Below are 24,413 nucleotides of genomic sequence, written 5' to 3'. Positions count from 1 at the left end.
GTTCGCTTGTGGCGTACGCAAGGTGATGTCGCTGCCGATGATCGCGCCGTCTCGGTAACGTTGACACTGTGCTCGACCGTCCAGTCGGGCCGATGATCTTTGGAGGGAGGCGCGCGATGACCGTGCTGTTGCGTGAGGCGATCGGTGACCGGCTCCGTCATGCTCGCACCAACCAGCGTCGGACGCTGCGCGAGGTCTCCCGGGCGGCCAGGGTCAGCCTTGGCTACCTCTCCGAGGTCGAGCGCGGTCGCAAGGAGGCGTCCAGCGAGCTGCTGGCCGCCATCTGCGACGCGTTGGAGCTGCCGCTGTCCCAGCTGATGCACCACGTGGCCAGTGACATGGGGGCCCTGGACTCCGTGGAGAACACGGTGCCCGAGCCGGCCAAGCGGCCCGAGCGGGCCGACGCCGGCGCGCCCGACGGGCCCGCGCGTGCGGCCGTCGAACATGTCGAGGGCGGTCGCCTGGTGCCCGCGGTGGTCGGTGACAACCTCGCCGACCTGCGCATCCAGCCGGTGCTGAGCCACCGCATGGAGGCCTCCATCGGAGGTCGCCGGATGGGCGCGGTGTACGCCGCCTGATCGTCCGTTCGTTCTAGACTTCGGTTTCCGGCTCGGAAATCGGAGGTCGTGCTGCTCACCACCGTGCTCGTCACCATCCTTGTCGTGATCGGCATCGCGGCGGTGGTGGCCGTGCCGCTGATGATCCGCAGCACCCGCCGGCAGGTCGTCGAGGACGTGCCGACCGGTGGCCGGCGCCCGATCATGGGCAGCCCCGCGCAGGTGTGGGTGTCCCGGGGCGAGCGGGTGCTCCGCGAGCTCGGCACCACCCTCGGCGAGAACGCCGCCCTGCACGGCATCTCCACCGACGCCACCGAGGTCGTCGCCGAGCTGCGGCTCACCGCCGGCCAGGTCGCCGAGCTGGACCACGCGCTCGCCGGCATCCCCGTGCCGTCCCTGGAGGACGAGCGCGAGGCCCTCTCGACCGCGCTCGCCGAGGCCGCCGGCCGCCCCGCCGCGGCCGACCTCGCCCGCTCCCGCGACGCCGTCTCCGCCCGCATCGCCGCAGCTGAGCGCCAGCGTGACGCACGCGACGCGCTGCTGGCGAAGATGCAGGCCACGGTCACCGAGTTCGAGCAGGCCAGGGACGAGCTGGCCGAGCTGATCGCCGGCACCGCGACCCCGATGACCACGAACGACGACGCCGCGGCCCAGCTCACGAGTAGGCTCGATGCCCTGCGAGAAGGTCTGGTGGAGGTGCGTCAGGCGGCCAACCCTGAGATCCGTCCGAGCGGTCAGGGCTAACCCTGATTGGTACCTGATTTCGGCCGGGTCCAGTGGTGAGGACGCCCACGGACCTGACACGATGGAACCCGAAGCGATGACGGGGCGTTGCCATACCAACTGCGGTGGGCAGCTGCCAGTAGGCACCAGCACGGAGAAGGCAGGCGGAGGAGATGGCCAACCCGTTCGTGAAGGCTTGGAAGTACCTGATGGCGGCCTTCTCGTCGAAGATCGACGAGCACGCCGACCCCAAGGTACAGATCCAGCAGGCCATCGAGGAGGCCCAGCGGCAGCACCAGGCGCTGTCCCAGCAGGCCGCCGCAGTGATCGGCAACCAGCGGCAGCTGGAGATGAAGCTCAACCGCCAGCTCGGCAACGTGGAGAAGCTGCAGGCCTCCGCGCGCCAGGCGCTGGTCCTCGCCGACGAGGCGCGGTCCAAGAGTGACGACGCCAAGGCCACCCAGTTCGAGCAGGCCGCCCAGTCGTTCGCCACGCAGCTGGTCACCGCCGAGCAGGACATCGAGGACCTCAAGACGCTGCACGACCAGGCGCTGCAGGCCGCCACGCAGGCCAAGACCGCGGTCGAGCGCAACGCGATGATGCTGCAGAACAAGCTCGCCGAGCGCACCAAGCTGCTCAGCCAGCTCGAGCAGGCCAAGATGCAGGAGCAGGTCTCCAAGTCGCTGAACCAGATGAGCGAGCTGGCCGCGCCGGGCAACACGCCGTCGCTCGAGGAGGTCCGCGACAAGATCGAGAAGCGGTACACCACCGCGCTCGGTTCCGCGGAGCTGGCGTCCAACTCGGTGCAGGGCCGGATGATGGAGGTCCAGGCGTCCACCACGGAGATGGCCGGCCACTCCCGCCTGGAGCAGATCCGTGCGTCGATGGCCGGTGGGTCGGTCACGCCGCAGGTCACCAGCGGGTCGTCCGCCAAGTCCACGCCCGCCGCGGGCTCGGGCAACGTCGAGGCCGAGATCGCTCAGCGGGTCGCCCAGGAGCAGAAGACGAACGGGCAGGCCAACTGATAGTCGGTTCTTCCTGAGGAGGTGTCGGCGCGATGCGCGGACGGGAGCTGCACCAGCTCACCCAGCTAGCCAACCGGTACCTCAACAGCCAGGTCGTGCAGCAGGTCCAGGAGGCCTGGACCCGCCGCGGCGACGAGGCTGTCCGCATCGAGCGGCAACGGCGCCGGCTCGAACGCAAGCGCGTGTGGGCGTCCCGCTGGCTCACGGCGTGGTCACTCATCACGGCGATCTGCCTGGTCCTGGTGGTGGGCGTACTCACCGGAGCGGTCGCAGACGGCCAAGGCACGGCCGCGGTAGGTGCCATAGTGGCCACCCTCATCTCCGCGACGATCGCCTTCCGCTCGATGCTGAAGCTCATGCTGGCCAAGAACGCCCAGCGCGAGTTCGACACGAGGAACCCGCCCGCGGGCATGGCCACGGTGGCCGCTTCCGGCCCGATGGCCCTGCCCCCGAAGGGCTCGGCGGCCCGCGAGCCGATGCAGCGCCTGGCGGACGCGGAGAAGGCGCTGGGCCAGGTGCTGGCCCAGCTGTCGGGCAATGCCGGCATGCCGGCCTCGGTCCCCCTGGAGTCAGTGGCCCAGGCCCAGGCCACGAGCAACGAGGCGGCCACCGCGCTGCGGGCTGTGTCGGCCCAGCTGGTGGCGGTGGAGCTGGCCCGCGACCACGCCCCGCCCCTGGAGCGCGGCCCGCTCATCGAGGGCATCCAGCGCCTGCGCGCCCAGCTCGACGAGGGCCTGGACGGCTACCGAAGCCTGGTGGCCGCGGCCGGTCGCGTGGTGGCCGCGAGTTCCGCCCCGGGCCCGAAGCAGGAACTGACCGAGGCCACGGACCACCTGGCAGGCCTGGCGGTAGCGCTGCGGGAGCTGTCGGACGCCGCAGGCTGAGGGAAGACCCGGGAGCCGTGACGAGCGGGACCGGCCAACGAACCAGCCGCGGGGTCAGCGCAAGCGGTTGATGCGCCGAACCAACCCGGGCCCGTGATAGATGAACCCGGTATAGAGCTGCACCAGACTGGCCCCGGCATCGAACATCCGCAGCGCATCGTCAGGCGTATGGATGCCACCGACCCCGATGACGGGCAACGAGGTCTGCTTGGCAACAAAGGAAACGACCTCCAGAGCCCGCGCGGTGAGCGGCCGCCCCGACAGCCCACCAGCCTGCTCACCGACGGCGGCGTCCTCAACCGCCAACCCGGACCGGGAGAGCGTGGTGTTGGTGGCGATGAGCCCAGCCACCCCCCGCGAGGAACACACGTCCAACACATCCTCGACGGCACCCCAGGACAGGTCAGGAGCGATCTTCAACAACAACGGCCGCCCCTCGGCCGCCCCGACCAACTCGCCCAACAACGAGTCGAGCGAGGACCGGTCCTGCAACCCCCGCAACCCAGGCGTGTTGGGCGAACTGACGTTGACGGCGAAGTAGTCGGCGTAAGGCAACAAGAGCCGCAACGAAGCGAGGTAGTCAGCGACGGCCGAAGACACAGGCGTGACCTTGGACTTCCCGATACTGACCCCGACCGGCACCGGCGACGGCCCCACCCGCCGCAGCCGCTCGGCCAGCGCGGCGGCCCCGAGATTGTTGAACCCCATCCGGTTGATCACGGCCTCACTGGCCGGCAGCCGATAGAGCCGCGGCCGCGGGTTGCCCGCCTGCGGATGCTGGGTGACGGTGCCGACCTCGACGAAGCCGAAGCCGAACGCCGGCCAGCCGCGCAGCGCGACACCGTTCTTGTCGACGCCGGCCGCCAGCCCGACGGGGCCCGGGAACCGCAGGCCGAACACCGTCCGCGGGGACGCGCCGCCGTAGAAGCGGCGCATCGCGGCGGTGACCGGCCGGAGCGTGCCGAGCCGGGCGAGCGTGGCGACGGTGCGCTCGTGGGCGATCTCGGGGTCGCCACCGCCCATCCGGAACAGTGCGCGACGCACAACGTGCTGGTAGACCACCCGCATATCGTTTCATCGCGGCCCAGGCACCAAGATGGTGGTGTGTCCGACACTGTCGATCTGGATTCCGCGGCCGATGAGCTCTACGCGGGCTCGCGCGAGGACTTCACCCCGCGGCGCAAGGAGCTGGCCAAAGCCGCCAAGGACGTGGGGGAGCCGAAGGTCGCCGCGGCGATCGACAAGCTCGCCAAGCCGACCACCTCGGCGTGGCTGGCCAACCAGCTCGCCCGGGACGCGGACTCGGCCGTCGACCAGGTCGCCGAGGTCGGCGACGCGCTGCGGGAGGCGCATGCCAACCTCGCCGGCGCGGACCTGAAGACGTTGTCGCAGAAGCGGACCAAGCTCGTCGGCACGCTCGTCCAGCAGGCCGGCAAGCTCAACGGCGCGCCGCTGACCGAGTCGGTCACCCGCGAGCTGGAGGAGATCTTCACGACCGCCATCGCCGACGGTGAGGTGGCGCGGGTGCTGCTGGCCGGTCGGCTGACGTCGGCGAAGGAGCTGGCCGCGGCGGCCGCCGCGTGGCCGGACGTGACCGGTGACCGGGCGCCCACGCCCCGCCCCGCGCGCCCGGCCAAGGCCAAGGCCGAGCTGTCCGACCGGGAGAAGGCCGAGCGCGACAAGAAGCTCGCGAAGGCGAAGGAGGACCTCGAGGCCGCCCGCTCGACGGTGAAGGAGGCCGAGGCGGACCGGGCCGAGGAGGAACGCATCCTGGCCGAGGCGCAACGCCTGGCGGACAAGGCGAGCGAGGACGTGCGCCGCGTCTACGAGGAGCTCGACGCCGCCGAGAAGCGCGAGAAGGAGGGCCGCCGACGCGTCGGCTCGGCGAGCAGGTCCGTGAAGGACGCCGAGAAGCGCGCGAGCCAGGCCTGGCGCCTGGTCCAGCAGGCCGAACGCGCCCTGGAGGACCTGTCCGGCCGCTGATCCCGGGCAATAAAAAACGGCCCTCGGGCCGGCTCCTGCGCACCGAAGTGTGCAGGCTCAGGGTCGGACTGGGTCCCTGAGAGCTCCGAGGGCCGGGTGACTGCCTGGTATTCGCCGACCACACCGCGCGTCTACGGCACTGGACGAACCAGTGTCAGCCGTGTTGCGCAGCCGGCCAAACCATGTCCGGTCGGTGGTCCTTAGCGGACAGCCACCTCACGAGTCCTATGGAAATTCACCGTTGGACCACCTCCTCTCTCGTGTACCGCGAGATTACGTCCGCCACGGGCATCTCGGCAAAGATATTTAGCGCGATTCAACTCACGGCTGAACGCCCACTGCGTCAGCCTGTCGACGGAGTCTCCCCCGATTGGGGGATGGTAGATTCGGCTCTCCACTACCGGCAGTCGCTGGACGAGCCCGAAGGGCCATCCTTATGGGGTCCCCCTTGCAGAGTGCGCACGGTCGGGTGGCGGTCGGGGCCGTCGTCGGCGCCGTGACTGCCGCGCTGTTCGCGACCGGGGTACTCACCGGGCTGGGAAGCCGTCCGTCGTCGGACGAGCAGGCCGCCGTCGAACCGGTGCCGCCCGGCCAGCAGGCCCGCCCCAGCGTCGCGGCCACCACGATCGCCAGGTCCTCGTCGGCGGCGAAATCGACCACCACCACGACCACGACGACGACCACCACGACGACGACGACCACCGCGCGGAACAACGACCCGGTGATCACGACGACGACCACGCCGCCGGCTCAGCCGCCCCCGCAGACCACGCAGCACCCGCCGACGACCACGACGACGAGGTGCACGTCGCTGATCTGCATCGAGTAGCGGGTCAGTTGTCGACGACGACGTTGCGGTCGTTGTCACCCTCGTTCTCGTCCGCGGAGCTGTTGGCGGAGTCGCTGTCGGTGTCCGGCCAGCTCTCGGTCCGGTGCCGGCCCCGCCCACTCGTGCGCAACACCCGCGCCAGCAGCAGGTTCAGCGCGAGCGACACCTCCCGCGCACCCGGCGTGCCCCACTGGTGGATCGGCACGCACGCGCCCTGCGCCTGCTGCACCGCGAGCCGGTCCGGCAGCGCCACCGGCATCACCAGCCGGCCGAAGTGCTCACGCAGCTCGGCGATCCGGTACTGGTGCTCGTAGGACTGCGGCCGCACCCGGTTGACCACCACACCCAGCGGCGACAGATCGGGGTTGTGCTCCTCGCGCATCCGCTCCACCGCCTCGAACGCGCGCTGGGCGCCGGACACCGCGAACAGCGTCGGCTCGGTGACCAGCAACGCGCCGTGCGCCGCCATGAGCGCCGAGCGGGTCAGCCGGCCCAGCGACGGCGGGCAGTCCAGCAGCACGAGCTGGTAGGGCAGCTGGTCGTCCTCCAGCAGCGGCCCCAGCTCCCGCAGCGCGCGGCTCAGGTTCTCGAGCCGGCGCGGGTCGGGGTCCTGGTCGTTGAGCAGCTCGAGGCTCTCCGAGCCCACGAGCACGTCGACCTCCTCGCCCCAGCCGCTGCGCGCGATCGCGTCGCGCAGCACCGCGGGGCGGGGCGTCTCCAGCACGTCGGCGAGGGTGGCCTTGGTGTCGTCGGGGTCGAGCGTGGCCGTGGCGTTGCACTGCGGGTCGAGGTCGACGACCAGCGTGCGCGCGCCCCGGCGCAGCGCGGCCGACGCGAGGCCGAGCGCGATGGTGGTCTTGCCGACACCACCCTTGAGGCTGAGCACCGCCACCGTTTGCACGCTGGCCACCCTACGGGTCCCGGTGCCCCGCACTACAGTTCCCGTTCATGCGACCGGATGCAGTTCGCCACTCGCTCGACGCCGAACTGGCCGCCGCCCGTCGCCGCCGGGGTGGCGAACCGCCGCGCGTGCTCGACGTCGGCGGTGGTAGCGGCGTTCTGGCGGTGCCGCTGGCCGCGGCGGGCTGCGTGGTGACGGTCGTGGAGCCGAACCCGAACGCGCTCGCGACGCTGTCGCGGCGGGCCGGCGAGGCCGGCGTCGGCGACCGGATCACCGCCGTCCAGGCCGACAGCGACGCGCTCGGCCAGGTGGTCGCGGCGGGCAGCGCCGACCTCGTCCTCGCGCACGGCCTGCTCGAGGTCGTCGACGATCCCAAGAAGTCCATCGCGGCCATGGTCGACACGCTTGCCGCGGACGGCGCGGTGTCGGTGCTGGTGGCCAACCGCACCGCCGCGCTGCTGCACCGGGCCATCGCCGGCCGGCTGGCGGAGGCGAGCCGGCTCGCCGACGACCCGACCGGGCGGCTGCCCACCGAGCAGCTGCTGCGCCGGTTCGACACGGCCGGGCTCACCCGGCTGCTCACCGACGCGGGCCTGGTCGTCGAGCTGCTGCAGGGCCAGGGTGTGCTCACCGACCTGGTGCCGGGCTCGGTGCTGCAGCAGGACTCCGGTGCCGAGCAGGCGCTCGCGGAGCTGGAGCTGCGCCTGGCCGGCACCGCGCCGCTGCGGGACATCGCGAGCCGGCTGCACGCCGTGGCGCGCCGCGTGCCGTGATTGTCGGACCCCTCTGAGAGGCTTCTGACATGGGGCGCAGTGGGGACCTGCCGCGCGGTCTCGTCGACCGCTACAAGGCACGCGACGGCGTGTGGCCGGACGACACCGGCTGTGCGGTGCTGCACGTCGACATGGACGCCTTCTACGCGTCGGTCGAGATCCGCGAGCGGCCGGAGCTACGTGACCGTCCCGTGGTCGTGGGCGGCACCGGCGGGCGTGGGGTGGTCAGCTCGGCCAACTACCTGGCGCGCACGTTCGGCGTGCGCTCCGCCATGCCCACCGCGCACGCCCGCAGGCTCTGCCCCAAGGCGGTGTTCCTGCCGCCCACCTTCCCGCTCTACCAGGAGGTCTCGGCCGGGGTCATGGCGATCTTCCGGGACGTCACGCCGCTGGTCGAGCCGCTGAGCCTCGACGAGGCGTTCCTCGACGTGGCGGGCGCGCTGCGGCGGTTACGGCTCACCCCGGGCCAGATCGCCGAACAGGTGCGCGCCCGGGTCGCCGAGGAGCACGGCATCACGTGCTCGGTCGGGATCGCGGCCACCAAGTTCGTGGCCAAGCTGGCGTCGGGGCTGTGCAAGCCGGACGGCATGCTGGTCGTGCCGGAGGGTGAGGTGCTGGCGTTCCTGCACCCGCTGCCGGTGTCGGCGCTGTGGGGGGTCGGCAAGCGCACCGCGGAGCGGCTGGCCGAGGTGGGGCTCAACCGGGTCGGCGACGTGGCCGCCACGCCGCTGCCACGGTTACGCCGCACGCTGGGCAACGCGGCCGCCGAGCACCTGCACGCGCTGGCCAACGGGCACGACGACCGGGTGGTCGAGCCGGAGTCGGTGGAGAAGTCGGTCGGCGCGGAGGAGACCTTCGAGGTCGACCACACCGACCGCGACGTGCTCAAGCAGGAGCTGCTGCGGCTGTCCGAGCGCACGGCGGCGTCGCTGCGCCGGCGGGGCTTACGCGGCCGCACGGTGTCGATCAAGGTGCGGTTCGGCGACTTCACCACCATCACGCGGTCCCGCACGCTGTCCGTGGGCACCGACGTCACCCAGGAGATCTACCGGACCGCGTGCCGCCTGCTCGACGAGCAGACCCCGCCGGGCGCGGTGCGGCTCATCGGGGTGCGCATGGAACAGCTGGGGGAGGAGGGCGCGCAGCAACTGTTCCTGGACGCCCCGGAACGCGGCTGGCGCGACGCCGACCAGGCCGCCGACCAGGCCCGCGCCAAGTTCGGCGGCGCCGCCGTCGGCCCGGCCACCCTGTTGGGCCGCAACGGATCCGGCACGACCGGTCGCTGAACGGGCTAGCAGACGTACAGGCTGTTCGGGTGCACGCGTTCGCAGTAGCGGACGTGCAGGTGGTTGTCGTGGTTGGCGTACTGGGTGGTCAGGCCCTCGTTGATCAGCGTCGGGTCGTTGAACAGGATCAGCTTCACGTGCCCGGGTGCCGCCGCGCGGATCGCCTGGACCAGCGCCCGGGTGGCGGCGCGGTCGTAGGTCGCCGACTGCCAGGTGATCCGGCCCGCCGTGCACTGGGCGCTGTCGGTCCGGATCGGCCAGACGTCGGCGTCCAGGCCCACGGCGTGGCTGGAATGGCCGGGGATGCTGCCGCCGTGCTCGAAGCCGGCATCGCCGAGCGGGACCTGGCCGTGTCCCGTGAACGACCGCGCCGCCTGCTCCAACTGCGCGGTCGCCGCCGCCGTCGCCCAGTTCGCGGCCGTGCCGTTGCCGTCCGGGTCCTGGTCGCAGATGCCCGCCGCGAAGTCCGGGTAGTCGTAGTGCCACACCAGGTTCCGCCACGTCGTCGGGCCGACCACGCCGTCGGCCCCGATGCCGGCGTGGGTCTGGAACGACCGGACCGCCGACGTCACCGCGGCGTCGAAGATCCCGTTGACCGGCAACGAAAGCCGGCGCTTCGCGTTGAGCTCCACCTGCAGCGCCCGCACCGCCGCCCCGCTGGCGCCCTCGCTGATCTGCGGCACCAGCGCACCCCACGTCTGCGGCCCCGCGATCCCGTCGACGCCGAGCCCGGACGCGGTCTGGAACGCCCGCACGGCAGCGGTGGTCGACGACCCGAACACGCCGTCGGTCGGCGTGGACTGGCCGCGGTGGACCAGCAAGTGTTGCAGCGCCAGCACGTCCGCGCCCCGGTTGCCCGCGCTCTGGGTGTGGAAGAACGCGTTCGAGTACGCGCTCGCCGGTGAGCTCAGCAGTAGCGAGCCCACCACGGCGACGGCGGCCGCGAGGGCCAGCGCGGAACGGCGAAGAGTGACCATGAGCACATTATGGTGAAGGTCAACCCAGAATGTAACTGTGTCCGTTAGGTCTTCACTGATGCTCATCCGACCTGCCCGTGCACTAGAGTCACCGGGCATGGCGGACATTCCGGTGGCGAACGTCCTGCTGTTCGCCGTCGCGGTGATCGCGCCGACGCTGCTGTTCTGGATCCTGCTGCGGATGCCGCACGTCGTCGACGGGGTCGGCGAGCGGATCCGGCGCCGCCGGCTGCCGGCGGTCACCGCGCCGCCCATCGAACGCCTCGCCGCCGACCTCCGCCGGGTCCACCGCTCGCTCGCCGAGTGCCCGCCCGGCACCCCGGCCGTCCGCCGCCAGGCCGCCCGCCAGGCCTACGACGCCTTGCTGGGCCAGGCGTGCGCGGCCGTCGACGTCCCGCACCGGCTCGACGCCCTGCCCGAGGGCATCGAGCGCGAGCTGGAACGCCTCCGCGTCGAGGAGGCCCTGCGCCAGGCCGGCCTCACGATTCCCTGACCAGCGCGGGCAACACCGTCCCGAGCGGGTCCCGGAGCACGATCGCGGCCAGCGAGTCGTACGGTGTCTCCGAGCCGTTGCAGATCACGACCGCCGCACCGGCCCGCGCCGCCAGGCCGACGAGCCCCGCGGCCGGCTGCACGGCCAGCGAGCTGCCGGCCACCAGCATCAGGTCGCACCCGATCGCCGCGTCGCGCGCCCGGGTGAGCACGTCGACGTCGAGCGCCTGCCCGAACGAGATCGTCGCCGACTTGAGAATCCCGCCGCACACCAGGCATTCCGGGTCGCCCTCGCCCGCGGCGACCCGGTCCAGCGCCGCCCGCATCGGCCGCCGGTCCCCGCACGTGAGGCAGACCGTGTCGAACATCGACCCGTGCAGCTCCAGCACGAGCGCCGGGCTGGAGCCGGCCTTCTGGTGCAGGCCGTCGATGTTCTGAGTGAGGATCGCCAGCAGCCGCCCGGCCTTCTCGAGCTCGACGACCGCCCGGTGCGCGGCGTTCGGCTCGGCGTCCCACACCGGGTGCGCGAGCCGCGCCTGCCAGGACTGCCGCCGCACCGCGGGGTCGTCGCGGTAGGCCTGCAGGCTCGACATGCGCTCGCTGCCCGGGTTCCGCGTCCAGAGCCCGTTGGGCCCGCGGAAGTCGGGAATCCCGGACTCCGTGGAGATGCCGGCCCCCGACATCACCACGACCCGCGACGCCTCGCCGACGACCGCGACCGCGTCCGCCAGCTCGTCCGGCTCCCTCACCAGCTCCCACCGCCTCCGCCGCCACCGACCCCGCCACCGGAGTATCCGCCCCCGCCGTCCGCCGACACCGGTGGAGCCGTGGCGGCCACCGCGCTCCCGGCGACGAGCACGGTGAGCCCGGTGCGCGCCAACGGGTTCGCGCCGCCGGGAAAGCCGCGGTAGCTGCCGTGGCCGTTGCCCGGGCCGAAGTCGTCGTCGATCACCTCGCGCACCACGGCGGTGCCGTCGCCCTGCGTAAGTGCCGCCTCAGGTGCGGGCGACCCACTCGAGGAGCTCGTCCACCGTCCTCGTGTTGATCACCCGGTCCGGGGGCACCGCGCACTCCTCGGCGCGCTCGCAGCCGTAGGGCAGCCAGTCCAGCTGGCCCGGGGCGTGCGCGTCGCTGTCGATGGCGAACACGCAACCCATGTCCAGAGCCATCGAGAGGAGGCGGCGGGGTGGGTCGAGGCGGTCCGGGCGGGAGTTGATCTCCACGGCCACGCCCGCGTCCCGGCAGGCGGCGAACACGTCCTCGGCGCGGAACTCGGACTCGGGGCGGCCCCGGCCGCGGACCTTGCGGCCCGTGCAGTGGCCGAGGATGTCGGTGTGCGGGTTCTCGACGGCGGCGATCATCCGGTCGGTCATCTCCGCGCTCGACATTCGCAGCTTCGAGTGCACGCTGGCGACGACGACGTCCAGTCGGCCTAGCAGTTCCGGCGTCTGGTCCAACGCCCCGTTGTCCAGGATGTCCACTTCGATGCCCGAAAGGACGCGGAACGGTGCCAGGTCGCGGTTGATTTCCGCCACAACGTCGAGCTGCTGCTCGAGCCGCGCCGCCGACAGGCCGTTGGCGACCGTGAGGCGGGGGGAGTGATCGGTGAGGACCATCCAGTCGTGGCCGAGCAAGATCGCGGTCTCGGCCATCTCGCGGATGGGGCTGCCGCCGTCGGACCATTCCGAATGGGTATGGCAGTCGCCGCGCAGCGCGTCGCGCATGGCCTCGCCGCCGGCCACCGGCTGGAGGCCGCCGGACAGCTGTTTGACCAGGTAGGCGGGCTGCTCGCCGGCCGCAGCCTCGGTGATGACGGCCCCCGTGGAGCGGCCGATCCCGGGCAGGTCGGCGAGCGTTCCGGCGCGCAGCCGGTCCTCCAGCTCACCCTCGGCCATGCCCTCGACGACAGCCGCGGCGCGCCGGAACGCCTGCACCTTGTGGGTCGGCTCGCCCGAGCGTTCGAGGAGAAACGCGATCTGGCGAAGAGCCCGAACGGGGTCCACTCAACCCACCTGACGAGGCTCGAGCGGGCTCGTGACACACTCGGAAGTGGCCGGGTTTTGCTGATGCATACGACCATGATTCCGGATCGGGTAGTCGCGGAGGCTCGCGGCTCGTATCCTGGAGGGTGACGCCCCCGGAGCGGGGCGCCCGCCGGGTCTGGCGGCCAAGACCGTGATCGCCCGGCGCTCGCGACCGCTGTGCCGGAGGAGGAACGAATGCCACTCTCCGAGCACGAGCAGCGACTGCTCGACCAGATTGAGCGTGCGCTCTACGCCGAGGATCCCAAGTTCGCATCCACGGTGCGTGGTGCCCGCTTGCGCCGTCCCTCACGACGCCGACGCCTGCAAGGCATCGCGCTGTTCGTCCTGGGTGTCGCACTTCTGGTACTGGGAGTCATCCTGCCGCTGAGGCCTGGCGGCGTCCCGGTAGTCAGTTTGCTCGGCTTCCTGGTCATGTTCTTCGGTGCGCTGCTCACGCTCTCCGCCCTACGACAAGGTGGCGGCGAGGGTGAGGAGGGCGCCGGGGAGTCCGAGGGCGGTGGCGCCAAGGCTCGCCGCAGCTCGTTCTCGCAGCGCATGGAGGACCGCTTCCGCAAGCGGTTCGACGAGGAGCCATAGACCGCTGGCTTCGGCTGAGATCGTCGGGCGCCCCTGGGCACCCGACGATCTTGTGCGCGTGATGTCAGCCGCAACACGAGTGTTTTCCGAGAACCCCTGAGGCAAAATCAGTACGGCACCCGTCAGCTTGATGGAGGTACGCCGTGGGTCTGCGGATTCCCGAACACGCACAGTGGACGCGATTGGCCGAGCGGGTCGCCAAGGTGGCCCCTGCCGGATTTGCCGGTGACCGTCTGCGCAACCTGTACGAAGGGCGCTGGCAGGAGGCCGGTGAGCGATCGCCGATGGTCTCCCCGGTCGACCAGACGACCATCGGCCAGTTGTCCAAAGTAGACGAGCCGACCGCGCTGAAGGCGGTGGCCGCCGCGCACCAGCAGCACCGCGAGTGGGCCCAGGTGCCGCTGGCCGAGCGCAAGGCCAGGGTCACCGCCGCCGTCGAGGCGATGACCGAGGCCCGCGACGACCTCGCCCTCCTGCTGGCGTGGGAGATCGGCAAGCCGTGGAAGCTCGCGGGCGCCGACGTCGACCGCGCCCTGGACGGCGTGCGCTGGTACGTCGACAACATCGACGAGATGCTCTCGACCGACGCGCACGGCCGGCCGTTCGAGCGCACGCCGCTGTCCGGCCCGGTCAGCAACATCGCCAGCTGGAACTACCCGATGTCCGTGCTGGTGCACGCCGAGCTGGTGCAGCTGCTCGCCGGCAACGCGGTGGTCGCCAAGACGCCGACCCAGGGCGGCGCGGTCTGCCTCACCTTGGCGCACGCGCTGATGAACGACGCCGGCCTGCCGGTCACGCTGCTCTCCGGCGACGGCTCGAAGCTGTCCGGCGCGCTGGTGCGATCGATGGAGATCGGCGCGCTCGCGTTCGTCGGCGGCCGCGACAACGGCGGAAAGGTCGCCGCGCAGCTCGTCGACACCGGCAAGCGGCACATGCTCGAGCAGGAGGGCCTCAACTGCTGGGGCATCTGGGAGTTCTCCGACTGGGAGGGCCTCTCGGCGCACCTGAAGAAGGGCTTCGAGTACGCCAAGCAGCGCTGCACGGCCTACCCGCGGTTCGTGGTCCAGCGCGACCTGGTCGACAGCTTCCTCGCGACCTACCTCCCTGTGGTGCAGTCGATCCGGTTCGGGCACCCGCTCGCGGTCGACGCCGACGAGAAGAAGCCCGAGCTGCCGGTGCTCGACTTCGGCCCGATGATCTCCTCGGCCAAGGCCACCGACCTGCGCAAGCGGGTGGACGAGGCGCTGCACCACGGCGCCGTGCCGCTCTACCGCGGCTCGCTCGACGAGGGCCGGTTCCTCCCGGGCCAGGACACGTCGGCCTACGTCGCGCCCACCGCGCTGCTCGCGCCGCCGGGGGCCAGCCGGCTGATGCACGAGGAGCCGTTCGGCCCGGTCGACACCATCGTCGTCGTGGACACCAAGGCGGAGCTGCTGGCGCAGATGAACGCGTCCAACGGCGCCCTGGTGGCCAGCATCGCCTGCGACGACGCCGAGCTCGCCGACGACCTGGCGCAGCACGTGCAGGCGTTCAAGGTCGGCGTGAACAAGCCCCGCTCCCGCGGTGACCGGGCGGAGCCGTTCGGCGGCCGCGGCGGCTCGTGGAAGGGCGCGTTCGTGGGTGGCGTCCACCTGGTGCACGCGGTCACCCAGGGCCCCGTGGACGAGCTGCTGTACGGCAACTTCCCGGACTACAACCGCTACCCGGCGGTCTGACCGCACCACCGTTCGCCGCATTGCCCGACTTTTGCTTGGAACCAGCCGACTTTTGTTGCTACGTTGCGAAAGTCGGCTGGTTCCAACCCAAGGGCGGGTGCGGGATTGTGGATGATCACCGAGTGACTCGGCGAACCGTGCTCGCGGGGGCGGGGACCGCGGCGTTGTGGCTGGCGGCCGGCCAACCCGGGGCCGCCGCGTCGACCGGCCCGGGCGGGCCCGCGCACTCGCCGGCGGGCGCGGGGACACCGGCGGGCTGGCGGGCGCCCGGGCTGCGCTACCACTACCCGGTCCCGCCTTCGCCCGGCCTGATCACCAGCGACATCTGCGTCTACGGCGGCACCTCGGCCGGCGTCACGGCCGCCGTCCGGGCGGCGCGGGCCGGGCGGTCGGTCGTGCTCGTGGTGTTCGGCCGGCATCTCGGCGGGCTCACCGCGTCCGGGCTCGGCGCCACCGACTCCGGGCGCATCGACGCGATCGGCGGCCTGTCCCGGGAGTTCTACCGGCGGGTGGGCGCGCACTACGGCCGGCCCGAGTCGTTCGGCTTCGAGCCGCACGTCGCCGAGGGCGTTTTCGACAGCTGGGTGGCCGAGGAGTCGATCCCAGTCTACCGCGAGCACCGGCTGGCCGGCGTGGAGCGCGCCGGCACCCGGATCACCGCGCTGCGCACCGAGAACGGCAAGATCTTCCGCGCCGGCGTGTTCGTCGACGCGAGCTACGAGGGCGACCTGATGGCCGCCGCCGGGGTCAGCTTCGCCGTCGGCCGGGAGCCGAACGCGACCTACGGCGAGACGCTCAACGGCGTGCAGATCCGCACCGGCCACCAGTTCCAGCGCACGATCGACCCCTACCGCACGCCCGGCAACCCGGCGAGTGGCCTGCTGCCCGGCGTCCAGCCCGGCCCGGCCGGCACCCCCGGGGCGGGCGACCACCGCATCCAGGCGTTCAACTTCCGGGTCTGCCTCACCAAGGCCGCCGACCGGCGCCCGTTCCCGCGCCCGCCCGGCTACGACCCGGCCCGCTACGAGCTGCTGCGCCGCTACCTCGCCGCCGGGGTGTGGGACGCGTTGCGGCTCAACACGCCCATGCCCAACGGCAAGACCGACCTGAACAACAACGGCGCGGTCAGCACCGACAACATCGGCCGCAACTACGCCTGGCCGGCCGGCGACCACGCCACCCGCGAGCAGATCTTCCAGGACCACGTGCGCTACCAGCAGGGCCTGCTGCACTACCTCGCCAACGACCCCGCGGTGCCGGCCGCCGTGCGCGCGGAGGTGAGCGCGTGGGGCCTGCCGGCCGACGAGTTCGCCGAGACCGGCGGCTGGCCGCACGAGCTCTACATCCGCGAGGGCCGGCGGATGGTCGCCGACTACGTGGTGACCGAGCACGACTGCCGGTGGGCGGTCACCGCGCCGGACCCGGTCGGGCTGGCCTCCTACAACATGGACTCGCACAACTGCGCCCGCGTGGTCGTCGGCGGCGCGGCCCGCAACGAGGGCGACGTGCAGGTGGGGCCGGCGGGGCCGTACGGCATCTCCTACCGGGCGATCGTCCCGGCGCGTGGCGAATGCGCGAACCTCGTGGTGCCGGTGGCGCTGTCGGCCTCGCACATCGCGTTCGGCTCGGTGCGGATGGAGCCGGTGTTCATGCTGCTGGGCCACGCCGCGGCGGCCGCCGCCGACCTCGCGCTGCGCGACGGGGTGGCCGTGCAGGACGTCGGCTACCCGGCGCTGCGCCGCGCGCTGATCGCCGACGGGATGGTCCTCACGTGGCCGCCGGGCCAGGGCCCGGTGGCCGTCGACGCGCCCGACGCGCCCGCGCCCGGCCAGCCGTTCCCGGTGACGGTCGCCGTCACCAACACCGAGGGTGTCGCGCTCACCGACGTCGCTCTGTCGCTGAGCGTCCCGCCCGGCTGGTCGTCCGCGCCGGCCGGCCCGACGACGGCGGCATCGCTGGCGGCGGGGGCGACCTTCGCCGCCGAGTGGACGGTCACCGCCACCGCGCCGGCCGAGCTGCTCGAGGCGGACGTCCTCTCGGCGACCGCGGGGTACGTGGCCGGCGGGCCGGTGTCGTACTCGGCGTCGCGCACCGTGCGCATCGCCGAGCCGGTCGTCGCGCCGCTGGTGACGGCCGCGTCGACGGCGGCGTCGTTCGGCCAGCGGGGCGCGCGGCTCGCGGTCGTGGCGGCGGGCCGGGACCTGTGGACGGGCATCGACGAGTACGGCGCGATCCTGCGCCCCGGCGCGGGCGGCCCGGCGTCGGTCGCGGAGGTGACGCTGGTGTCCCAGGACGCGACAGACCCCAACGCACGGGCGGGCCTGGCGTTCCGCAACGACCTGCGCGCGCCGGGCTCCGCCACGGGCTACGTCGCGCTGGTTGCCAAGCCCGCCAACGGTTTCCTGCTCCTGTGGGACGCCGACGGCGACGGCACGCTCGACAGCGTGGCCCGCCTCGAGCTCACCCCGACCCCGTACCCGGCGCGGCTGCGGCTGGCCCGCGCGGGCACCCGCTTCACCGGCTCGGTCAGCGTCGACGGCGGCACGACGTGGCGTCAGGTCGGTGCGGTGGACCTGCCGTCCGCGGCGCCCACCCAGGACGTCGGGGTGCTCAGCTGCGCGCACAGCACCACACCGGGCCGGGCGGTGTTCGACGGCCTGACGGTCCGCTGACCCACCACGCCGGGGGCGCGTCTCAGCGGCGGCGCAGGATCGAGCGGGGGAGCAGCTTCGCCCGCCAGCCCAGTGGGTCGGTGCGGCGCAGTCCCGCCATCAGGCGGTCGAAGGCCGGGGCCAGGTTCGGGTCCGGCGCGGTGCTGCCGCCGTACCAGGACCGCTCCACCTCGCTGACCACCGTGCGCAGTGCCTGCTTGCCGTCGTCGTCCAGGCCGTGCTCGTTCGCCAGGCGGCGGGCGGCCACCCGGACCGTCTCCGTGTCGTTGACCTCCGCGCCGCGGTCGGTGGACTCGGCCAGCAGCTCCGCCCACGCCGAGGACGCCGCGCTCGCGCCGTTGGTGTGCACCTCGTGTCGCCGGTGCAGCCGCAAGCGCTCGCGGATGAGCCCGGGCGCCCCGGCGAGCAGCAGAACCAGCACGAGCGCCGCGAGCCACCAGGAGACCAGCGCCGCCAGGAGCACCACGGTGAGCGTCCACGCGCCCGCCGCCACCGGCATCGCCCGCCGCCGGCGTCGGGCCGGGCCGTTCAGCGAGAGCGTGGTCGCGACGATCGACAGGCCGACGGCCACGCCGATCGTCAGCCACAGCCACGTCGGCGACGACGCCTGGCCCGGGTTGTTGCCCCCGCCGCCGGCCTGGGTGTTCTGCGGGTCCTGCGGGTTGTTGCTCGGCCCGGTGGGCACGGCCGGCGTCGTCGACCGGCTGGTCGAGGTCGACGGGTCGTCCCGCGGCCCGGACGCACCGCTTTCCGAGGCGTAGGGCGGGGTGTAGGTGGTGCCGTCGGTCAGCGGCGTCGGGTCGAACTGCACCCAGCCGAACCCGGGGAAGAACACCTCGACCCACGCGTGCGCGTTCTGCGTGGTGATCGACCGGTAGTCGCCGGACTCGAAGCCCGCCGTGTAGCCCATCGCGACCCGGGACGGGATGCCGGCCGCCCGCAGCAGGATCGCCATCGACGACGCGTACTGCTCGCAGAACCCGGACTTGCTCTTGAACAGGAAGTCCTCGAGCGCGGTCTCGTCGCTGCCGGCCGCGGTCTCGGTGCTGTAGACGAAGCCCTTGCCCGGGCTGAAATAGGCCTGGATGGCGTCGACCTTGTCGAGCGTCGTCGCGTGGCCCTGGACGAGGTCGTTCGCCAGCGCCACGACGCGCTCGTTGATGCCGTCGCGGACCAGGTACTCCTCCCGCACGTCGCCGGGCAGGGCGGGCCGGGCGGCGCGCAGCTGGGCGGCCGACGGCTGGCTGAGGTCGGCCTGCTCGGTGTAGCGGGGGAGCTGGCGCTTGGTGGGGCCGTAGATCATGCCGCCGACGGGGTCGTAGCGCATGTCGTCCGGCAGGTCGCGCATCCGCAGCGGGATGCCGAAGAACGGCGCCCAGGTGTCGTTGGACCGCACCGACTCGATCTCGATCTCGACGGACTGGTTCGGGCCGTAGCTCTCCGGCAGCCCGTCCGGCGGCGACAGCCTGCGGTTGGCCGGCTCACCGGCGGGCAGGCCCTGCGGCGGCCGCCAGCCGCCGTTGCGGTCGTACTGGGACAGCGTGAGCGCGCGCAGGTAGCGGGGCTGGTCGCCGAGGTTGCGGATCCGGAAGAGCTCGACGTTCGCCTCCTGGTTGAGCATGCCCCGCAGCGACGTGAACGGGTTGAGGCCCAGGCCGTCGGACGCGCCGCCGTTCTGGCCGCCGGGCAGCTGGCCGACCGTGCCGATGACGGTGACCGTGGCCCCGGCGAACAACGCGATCGCGACCGCGCCGGACACGAGCGCGGCCGGCGAGCCGACCCCGCCGCTGGTGCCCTGCACCATGGGCCGGTTGCGCCACTGCTGGTGCCGGTGCGCGCCGTCGACCGCCAGGAGCGCGGCGAAGGAGAAGGCGCCGAGCACGAACGCCCACCAGGGCAGCATCGCGTCGGCGAGGGAGGCGGGCACCGCGTAGACGCACAGCAGCACCAGCCCGCAGGCGGCCGGCGTGCCGGCGGACACCGCGAGCGTGTCGACCAGGACCGCCACGAGGCCGATCGCGATGACCACCAGGCACAGCACCGCGGACGTGGCCTCCACCGGCGGCACCCCGGTCCGCACGACCTCGATGGAGGTCCGCAGCACGTCGCCGAGCTCGGTGACCGCCGCCGGCCCGGGTAACAGGCCGAGGATCCCGCTGTCGGTGAACAACGCGACCAGCAGGCACAGCAGCGCGAACATCTGGATGAGCCCGACGAGCAGGATCGGCGTGCGGACCGCACGCAGCCCGAGCCCGACCGCGGTGACCACGGTGACCGCCACCCCGGCGTAGCCCCACCAGCGCAGCCCGTCGATGACCCCGGCGAGCGCGAGCGACGCGCACAGCGTGGTGACCGCCGCGACCACCGGCGTGACGGTCATCGACCACTGCGCCGCGGTGAGCTCCCCCGGCTGCGGCCGCGGCGACGGTGGCGGCGGGTTCGGCGGGGCGATGGTGGGTGCGCTCACTGAGGGACTCCGGGACGGTGCGGCACGGCGGGCGGGGTCACGGCGGGCAGGGTCACTGGCCGAACCCGCTCATGAAGGAGTCGTTGCGGGTGCCGTGGCTGCGGCACAACGTGGACCAGGTGGCGGTCATCGGGATGCTCGGGCGGGCCACCGTGACACCCCAGCCGGCGCCGCGCAGCAGCGCGGTGGCCCCGTCGATGTCCGTGTCCACGTCGCCGGCGTCGTCACCGGTGTCCGTGGCCGCACCCCACGCCGCGGTGTCCAGCAGGACGGCCAGGCTGCGGGTGCCGCGGGCGCGCTGCCCGATCACCTGGCTCAGCGACTCCGGGCTCGTCGCGCCGAGGATCGCGATCAGCTCCTGGCCGTGGCCGGGGTCGGTGCGCGCGTCGATCTCCCGCTGCGGCGTGGGCTGCAGCGCGGCGAGCGCGTCGAGCACCGCGTTGTCGTTGTGGCTGCCGTCGCCGGTGTCGCTGACGATCAGCCGGCCGGTCTCGGTGACCAGCCGGATGCGCTGGCCGTAGCGGTGCAGGTGCAGGCAGATGCTCGCGACGAAGGACACCGCCCACTCCAGGCTCGAGGTGGTGCCGGCGCCGCGGTGCGCGGTGCCCCGGTGGTCGAGCAGCACGGTGGTGCCGCCCCGCCACGGGCGCTCCTCCACGCGCACCATCATCTCGTCGCGCTTGGCGGTGGAGCGCCAGTGCACCTTCCGCAGGTCATCGCCCTGCCGGTACGGGCGCACGATCGCGTCGTCCTCACCCTGGCCGGCGGCCAGCCGGACCGAGCCGTCGTCGCCGGAGCCCAGGCCGGACCCGCCGGGTACGCCGTGTAGCGGCACCACCCGCGGCACCACGATGAGCCGGGACGTGTGCGCGAGTTCGCGCTCGAACTCGGCCAGCCCGAAGGGGTCGGTGATCGTGGCCTTCAGCGGGCCCAGCTGCTGGATGCCGCGCAGCATCGGCTGCACCGCGTACCGCAGCCGGGTCCCGGTGTGCCGGGGGAGGTGCTCGATGAGGAAGCGCGGCTTGCCGCCGAGCGAGTACGGCACCCCGTCGGACACGAGCAGCCCCCCGGTGGGCAACCGCCCGGTGCTGCGGACGTGCAGCGACACCTCGGCCCGCCCGCCGACCGGCACCCGGACCGGCACGATCTGGCGCTCCGCGTGCAGCCCGACCCGGGCCACCGCGGTGAGGAAGCAGACGAGCAGCGGCAGCGCGACCACGAAGACCGACACGCGCAGGAGATCACGCTCGTTGAGGATGATCGAGCACAGCGCGGCGGCGAGCCCGGCGGCCAGCAGGCACCTGCCCCGCGTGGTCAACCCCGACAGCGCGCCGCGCACCGGCCGCGCCACGGCCGGCTACCTGTTCCTGGCCCAGTGCGCGCTCGGGTCCGGCGCCGCCTGCGGCACGGGCACCCGCTGCACCAGCGAGCGGATCAGCTCCGCGGTCGACCGGCGGCCGGCCTGCGCCTCCGGGGTGAGCACCAGCCGGTGGGCGAGGACGGGCACGGCGACCGCGTGGATGTCGTCGGGCACCACGAAGTCGCGGCCGGACAGCGCCGCCTGCGCGCGGGCCGCCCGCACCAGGTGCAGGGTGGACCGCGGCGACGCGCCGATGCGGACCTCCGGCAGCCGGCGGGTGGTCGAGACCAGCTCTACCGCGTACCGGCGCACGTCCGGCGACAGCTTGATCCCGCGCACCGTCTCGATGAGGCCGCGCACCTGGTCCGCGTGCGACACGGGCTGCAGGTCGGCCAGCGGGTTGTGCCCCGCGTGCTCGTCGACCATCGCGAGCTCGGCGGCCGGGTCGGGGTAGCCGATCGACACGCGCGCGGTGAACCGGTCGCGCTGCGCCTCGGGCAGGGCGTAGGTGCCCTCCATCTCGATCGGGTTCTGCGTCGCGATGACCATGAACGGCAGCTCGAGGTGGTAGGTGTTCAGGTCGACCGTGACCTGCTCCTCCTCCATGCACTCCAGCAACGCGGACTGGGTCTTGGGGGAGGCGCGGTTGATCTCGTCGCCGACCACGATGTTGGCGAACACGGGGCCGGGGCGGAACTCGAACTCGTTGGTCTGCCGGTTGAAGATCGACACCCCGGTGACGTCGCTGGGCAGCAGGTCCGGAGTGAACTGGATGCGGCTGACCGTGCAGTCGATGGACCGGGCGAGCGCCTTGGCGAGCGACGTCTTGCCGACCCCCGGCACGTCCTCGACCAGCAGGTGGCCCTCGGCGAGCAGCGTGACGAGCGCGATCCGGATGACCTCGGGCTTGCCCACCAGGACGCGCTCGACGTTGGCGGCGATGCGCTGGGCGGTGGCGTTCAGCTCGTCCAGCGGCGTGGCCGGCCGGTAGTGGTTGTTGTTCAGCGTGTCCGACGAGCCAGTGGAATGGGCGCTGTGCGGAGGGTTGACCCCGCCGGTCCCATGTGTTGCGTACGGGTCACCGCCGGGCGCTGCGTAGGGGTTGCCGGGCAGCGCCGATGGCGGGGTACTGGACGTCACGCGACCTCCTGGTGCTCTTACTTCGGCGCAAGCCTTCTCTGAAGTGTGTCAAACCGATGAGAAGTGTGGCCTCTCCATTGTCTACGCCTCCCGGCCGGTTCGTGTTCCGGATCTTTTCGGATTCCCCACCACGCCCCACCCGGGACTCCCCGCAGGCCCCCCACGCACCCCCACCCGAGGACGCGTGACGCCCGAAAGTGGTTCATCGGGCAGTCGAAGCCGCCCGTCCGGGCACCCGGTCGGGGGAGACCCACCACCGTCCCCCACCTTCCCCCCACCCTGCTCACCTGCGGAAACACGGGTGACTTCATGATCGGTCCGGCCGGTTCGCCGTTGACTGTGGAGAAAAGTGGGGTACGGTGGCGACAAGTGGGGCGGAAGGGGGCCTCATGACTGGCCCGCGAGGGCCGGTGGGGAGGTGGGTGGCCGATGTTCCTTGGCACGCACACCCCCAAGTTGGACGACAAGGGGCGGCTCACGCTGCCTGCCAAGTTCCGAGACGCGCTCGCGGGCGGGCTGATGGTCACGAAGGGCCAGGACCACTGCCTTTACGTGTTCCCACGGGCGGAGTTCGAGGAGATGGCACGCAAGGTGGCCGCGGCGCCCCTCACGAACGAGGCGGTTCGCGCCTACCAGCGGTACCTGTTCGCCGGAACCGACGAGCAGCGACCCGACGGGCAGGGGCGGATCGCGGTCGCACCGGAGCTCCGGCGCTATGCCGGGCTCACCAAGGAGTGCGTGGTCATCGGTGCGATCACCCGGCTGGAGATCTGGGACGCGCAAGCGTGGCAGACCTACCTGGACGAACACGAGGACAGCTACTCCCAGGCCGCTGAGGAGGTCCTCCCCGGGGTGTTCTGACCCCGGCGCTCCGGGCTTCTCCGGTGGGACGCGGGTGCCGTGAGGCCTCGGTCCGCTCGCTTTCGGCCCTGGCGCACCTTCCCCGGTGCCAGGTTCGACGAGCGGGCGGGGACCTGGCGGCACCCGTTCGTTCCGACGCACTTGTCGTCCTGCGACGAAACGCGGGAAGGGGGTGACTCAATGGCTGCCGCGCACGTTCCGGTGCTGCTGGACCGGGTGCTCGAACTGCTCGCGCCCGCGCTCGCCGACCGTTCCGCTGTCCTGGTCGACGCCACCGTCGGGCTCGGCGGCCATGCCGACGCGTTGCTGTCCGCGCACCCGTCGCTCACCCTCATCGGTCTCGACCGCGACCCCAACGCCCTGGCCCGCTCCGGCGAGCGCCTCGCCCGGCACGGCGACCGGGTGCACCTGGTGCACGCCGTCTACGACGAGCTGCCCGAGGTGCTCGGCCGCCTCGGCCACCGCGTGGTCGACGGCGTGTTCATGGACCTGGGGGTGTCGTCCATGCAGCTCGACGTCGCCGAGCGCGGCTTCGCGTACTCGCGGGACTCGCCGCTGGACATGCGGATGGACCCGACTGCCGAGCTCACCGCCGCCGAGGTGCTCAACACCTATCCGGCCGCCGACCTCGCCCGCATCCTGCGTGACTACGGCGAGGAGCGGTTCGCCCGCCGGATCGCCGACGCGATCGTCCGGGCCCGGGCGCAGGAGCCGTTCGCGTACAGCGGCCGGCTGGTCGAGCTGCTTTACGACGCGGTGCCCGCGGCCAGCCGGCGGACCGGGGGGCACCCGGCCAAGCGGACGTTCCAGGCGCTGCGCATCGAGGTGAACGGCGAGCTGTCCACGTTGCGGCGGGCACTGCCGGCGGCGCTGTCCGCGTTGCGGGTGGGTGGCCGGATCGTCGTCGAGTCCTACCAGTCACTGGAGGACCGGCTGGTCAAGCGGGCGCTGGCCGAGCTCGCGAAGTCGCGGACGCCGCCGGGGGTCCCGGTCGAGCTGCCGGGGCACGGCCCGCAGCTGCGCCTGCTCACCAGGGGCGCGGAGCAGGCCGACGAGCAGGAGCTGGAGCACAACCCGCGGGCAGCCTCGGTACGGCTGCGTGCGGCAGAGCGGATTGTGGAGGCGGCAGCATGACGGCACCGACCCG

General features: G+C 72.5%; 23 protein-coding genes. 14 read left to right on the top strand and 9 right to left on the bottom strand.

Annotated elements, in window-relative coordinates:
• Positions 1–116: 116 nt before the first annotated feature.
• From VGD70_RS00115 to pspM, 4 genes are all read left to right on the top strand, one after another.
• Positions 117–578, top strand: coding sequence for a helix-turn-helix transcriptional regulator (locus VGD70_RS00115; protein ID WP_331076788.1), 462 nt, complete (start codon positions 117–119; stop codon positions 576–578).
• Between the two features lie 48 nt (positions 579–626).
• Positions 627–1,301: a hypothetical protein gene (locus tag VGD70_RS00110; RefSeq protein WP_331076786.1), complete on the top strand. Its 675-nt coding sequence runs from the start codon at positions 627–629 to the stop codon at positions 1,299–1,301.
• Positions 1,302–1,453: 152 nt separating this feature from the next.
• The gene (locus tag VGD70_RS00105; protein ID WP_331076784.1) at positions 1,454–2,305 is read left to right on the top strand and encodes a PspA/IM30 family protein; all 852 of its coding nucleotides are present in this window, start codon (positions 1,454–1,456) and stop codon (positions 2,303–2,305) included.
• Positions 2,306–2,337: 32 nt separating this feature from the next.
• Complete coding sequence (gene pspM, locus VGD70_RS00100; protein WP_331076782.1) at positions 2,338–3,189, top strand: phage shock envelope stress response protein PspM; 852 nt, start codon at positions 2,338–2,340, stop codon at positions 3,187–3,189.
• 54 nt (positions 3,190–3,243) lie between these two features.
• Here pspM and VGD70_RS00095 read toward each other — a convergent pair whose 3' ends face one another.
• Positions 3,244–4,251: a quinone-dependent dihydroorotate dehydrogenase gene (locus VGD70_RS00095; protein WP_331076780.1), complete on the bottom strand. Its 1,008-nt coding sequence runs from the start codon at positions 4,249–4,251 to the stop codon at positions 3,244–3,246.
• A 42-nt stretch (positions 4,252–4,293) separates the two neighbouring features.
• Between VGD70_RS00095 and VGD70_RS00090 the strand changes: the two genes are divergently transcribed.
• Together VGD70_RS00090 and VGD70_RS00085 are read left to right on the top strand one after the other, a co-directional pair.
• Complete coding sequence (locus VGD70_RS00090; protein WP_331076778.1) at positions 4,294–5,172, top strand: hypothetical protein; 879 nt, start codon at positions 4,294–4,296, stop codon at positions 5,170–5,172.
• Between the two features lie 496 nt (positions 5,173–5,668).
• Positions 5,669–6,001, top strand: a complete 333-nt coding sequence (locus VGD70_RS00085) for a hypothetical protein (protein WP_331076777.1) — start codon at positions 5,669–5,671, stop codon at positions 5,999–6,001.
• Between the two features lie 4 nt (positions 6,002–6,005).
• Here VGD70_RS00085 and VGD70_RS00080 read toward each other — a convergent pair whose 3' ends face one another.
• Positions 6,006–6,902 carry a ParA family protein gene (locus tag VGD70_RS00080; protein WP_331076826.1) on the bottom strand — a complete coding sequence of 299 codons (897 nt, stop codon included), beginning with the start codon at positions 6,900–6,902 and terminating at the stop codon, positions 6,006–6,008.
• A gap of 47 nt (positions 6,903–6,949) precedes the next feature.
• Between VGD70_RS00080 and VGD70_RS00075 the strand changes: the two genes are divergently transcribed.
• On the top strand, positions 6,950–7,675 hold the full coding sequence (locus tag VGD70_RS00075; protein ID WP_331076775.1) for a class I SAM-dependent methyltransferase: 726 nt from the start codon (positions 6,950–6,952) through the stop codon (positions 7,673–7,675).
• A gap of 29 nt (positions 7,676–7,704) precedes the next feature.
• Positions 7,705–8,961 (top strand): DNA polymerase IV, encoded by a 1,257-nt coding sequence (locus tag VGD70_RS00070; protein WP_331076773.1) that lies wholly within the window; start codon positions 7,705–7,707, stop codon positions 8,959–8,961.
• A 5-nt stretch (positions 8,962–8,966) separates the two neighbouring features.
• On the opposite strand, the gene VGD70_RS00065 is transcribed toward VGD70_RS00070, so the two are convergent.
• Positions 8,967–9,938, bottom strand: a complete 972-nt coding sequence (locus VGD70_RS00065; RefSeq protein WP_331076771.1) for a penicillin-insensitive murein endopeptidase — start codon at positions 9,936–9,938, stop codon at positions 8,967–8,969.
• A gap of 97 nt (positions 9,939–10,035) precedes the next feature.
• Here VGD70_RS00065 and VGD70_RS00060 point away from each other — a divergent pair, with 97 nt between their 5' ends.
• Entirely contained in the window at positions 10,036–10,431 is a 396-nt protein-coding gene (locus tag VGD70_RS00060) for a hypothetical protein (RefSeq protein WP_331076769.1), read from the top strand.
• Here the strand turns inward: VGD70_RS00060 and VGD70_RS00055 are convergent.
• The 3 genes from VGD70_RS00055 to VGD70_RS00045 form a co-directional block, all read right to left on the bottom strand.
• Positions 10,418–11,113, bottom strand: coding sequence for a Sir2 family NAD-dependent protein deacetylase (locus VGD70_RS00055; RefSeq protein ID WP_331076824.1), 696 nt, complete (start codon positions 11,111–11,113; stop codon positions 10,418–10,420). The genes VGD70_RS00060 and VGD70_RS00055 overlap by 14 nt on opposite strands.
• 62 nt (positions 11,114–11,175) lie before the next feature.
• Complete coding sequence (locus VGD70_RS00050) at positions 11,176–11,382, bottom strand: hypothetical protein (protein ID WP_331076767.1); 207 nt, start codon at positions 11,380–11,382, stop codon at positions 11,176–11,178.
• 43 nt (positions 11,383–11,425) lie between these two features.
• Complete coding sequence (locus VGD70_RS00045; RefSeq protein ID WP_331076765.1) at positions 11,426–12,433, bottom strand: PHP domain-containing protein; 1,008 nt, start codon at positions 12,431–12,433, stop codon at positions 11,426–11,428.
• Between the two features lie 216 nt (positions 12,434–12,649).
• Between VGD70_RS00045 and VGD70_RS00040 the strand changes: the two genes are divergently transcribed.
• The 3 genes from VGD70_RS00040 to VGD70_RS00030 all read left to right on the top strand — a co-directional run bounded on the left by VGD70_RS00040 (position 12,650) and on the right by VGD70_RS00030 (position 17,438).
• The gene (locus VGD70_RS00040; protein ID WP_331076763.1) at positions 12,650–13,051 is read left to right on the top strand and encodes a DUF3040 domain-containing protein; all 402 of its coding nucleotides are present in this window, start codon (positions 12,650–12,652) and stop codon (positions 13,049–13,051) included.
• 143 nt (positions 13,052–13,194) lie between these two features.
• Positions 13,195–14,766: an aldehyde dehydrogenase family protein gene (locus tag VGD70_RS00035; RefSeq protein ID WP_331076762.1), complete on the top strand. Its 1,572-nt coding sequence runs from the start codon at positions 13,195–13,197 to the stop codon at positions 14,764–14,766.
• 122 nt (positions 14,767–14,888) lie between these two features.
• Entirely contained in the window at positions 14,889–17,438 is a 2,550-nt protein-coding gene (locus VGD70_RS00030; RefSeq protein ID WP_331076760.1) for an FAD-dependent oxidoreductase, read from the top strand.
• A 22-nt stretch (positions 17,439–17,460) separates the two neighbouring features.
• Here VGD70_RS00030 and VGD70_RS00025 read toward each other — a convergent pair whose 3' ends face one another.
• Genes VGD70_RS00025 through VGD70_RS00015 form a run of 3 tightly spaced genes read right to left on the bottom strand, consistent with a single transcriptional unit; the run spans position 17,461 to position 22,405 of the window.
• Positions 17,461–19,905: a DUF3488 and transglutaminase-like domain-containing protein gene (locus VGD70_RS00025; protein ID WP_331076758.1), complete on the bottom strand. Its 2,445-nt coding sequence runs from the start codon at positions 19,903–19,905 to the stop codon at positions 17,461–17,463.
• 52 nt (positions 19,906–19,957) lie between these two features.
• Positions 19,958–21,244, bottom strand: a complete 1,287-nt coding sequence (locus tag VGD70_RS00020) for a DUF58 domain-containing protein (RefSeq protein ID WP_331076822.1) — start codon at positions 21,242–21,244, stop codon at positions 19,958–19,960.
• An 18-nt stretch (positions 21,245–21,262) separates the two neighbouring features.
• Positions 21,263–22,405, bottom strand: coding sequence for an AAA family ATPase (locus tag VGD70_RS00015; protein WP_414637860.1), 1,143 nt, complete (start codon positions 22,403–22,405; stop codon positions 21,263–21,265).
• Positions 22,406–22,834: 429 nt separating this feature from the next.
• On the opposite strand from VGD70_RS00015, the gene mraZ reads away from it, so the two are divergent.
• Positions 22,835–23,266, top strand: a complete 432-nt coding sequence (gene mraZ, locus VGD70_RS00010) for a division/cell wall cluster transcriptional repressor MraZ (RefSeq protein WP_260192729.1) — start codon at positions 22,835–22,837, stop codon at positions 23,264–23,266.
• Positions 23,267–23,446: 180 nt separating this feature from the next.
• On the top strand, positions 23,447–24,400 hold the full coding sequence (gene rsmH / locus VGD70_RS00005; protein WP_331076754.1) for a 16S rRNA (cytosine(1402)-N(4))-methyltransferase RsmH: 954 nt from the start codon (positions 23,447–23,449) through the stop codon (positions 24,398–24,400).
• Positions 24,401–24,413: the final 13 nt, after the last annotated feature.

Source organism: Actinophytocola sp. (assembly GCF_036402745.1).
In the GTDB taxonomy this organism is placed as follows: Bacteria; Actinomycetota; Actinomycetes; order Mycobacteriales; family Pseudonocardiaceae; genus Actinophytocola.
The sequence above is the reverse complement of the archived record's forward strand: the minus strand, read 5'-3'. Positions and strand labels throughout refer to the sequence as shown.

What these genes read in the sequence shown, in the direction of transcription:
- VGD70_RS00115 (WP_331076788.1), top strand. Translation starts at nt 117, where the DNA reads ATGACCGTGCTGTTGCGTGAGGCGATCGGTGACCGGCTCCGTCATGCT.
- VGD70_RS00105 (WP_331076784.1), top strand. Translation starts at nt 1,454, where the DNA reads ATGGCCAACCCGTTCGTGAAGGCTTGGAAGTACCTGATGGCGGCCTTC.
- pspM (WP_331076782.1), top strand. Translation starts at nt 2,338, where the DNA reads ATGCGCGGACGGGAGCTGCACCAGCTCACCCAGCTAGCCAACCGGTAC.
- VGD70_RS00075 (WP_331076775.1), top strand. Translation starts at nt 6,950, where the DNA reads ATGCGACCGGATGCAGTTCGCCACTCGCTCGACGCCGAACTGGCCGCC.
- VGD70_RS00070 (WP_331076773.1), top strand. Translation starts at nt 7,705, where the DNA reads ATGGGGCGCAGTGGGGACCTGCCGCGCGGTCTCGTCGACCGCTACAAG.
- VGD70_RS00065 (WP_331076771.1), bottom strand. Translation starts at nt 9,938, where the DNA reads ATGGTCACTCTTCGCCGTTCCGCGCTGGCCCTCGCGGCCGCCGTCGCC.
- VGD70_RS00060 (WP_331076769.1), top strand. Translation starts at nt 10,036, where the DNA reads ATGGCGGACATTCCGGTGGCGAACGTCCTGCTGTTCGCCGTCGCGGTG.
- VGD70_RS00055 (WP_331076824.1), bottom strand. Translation starts at nt 11,113, where the DNA reads ATGTCGGGGGCCGGCATCTCCACGGAGTCCGGGATTCCCGACTTCCGC.
- VGD70_RS00040 (WP_331076763.1), top strand. Translation starts at nt 12,650, where the DNA reads ATGCCACTCTCCGAGCACGAGCAGCGACTGCTCGACCAGATTGAGCGT.
- mraZ (WP_260192729.1), top strand. Translation starts at nt 22,835, where the DNA reads ATGTTCCTTGGCACGCACACCCCCAAGTTGGACGACAAGGGGCGGCTC.
- rsmH (WP_331076754.1), top strand. Translation starts at nt 23,447, where the DNA reads ATGGCTGCCGCGCACGTTCCGGTGCTGCTGGACCGGGTGCTCGAACTG.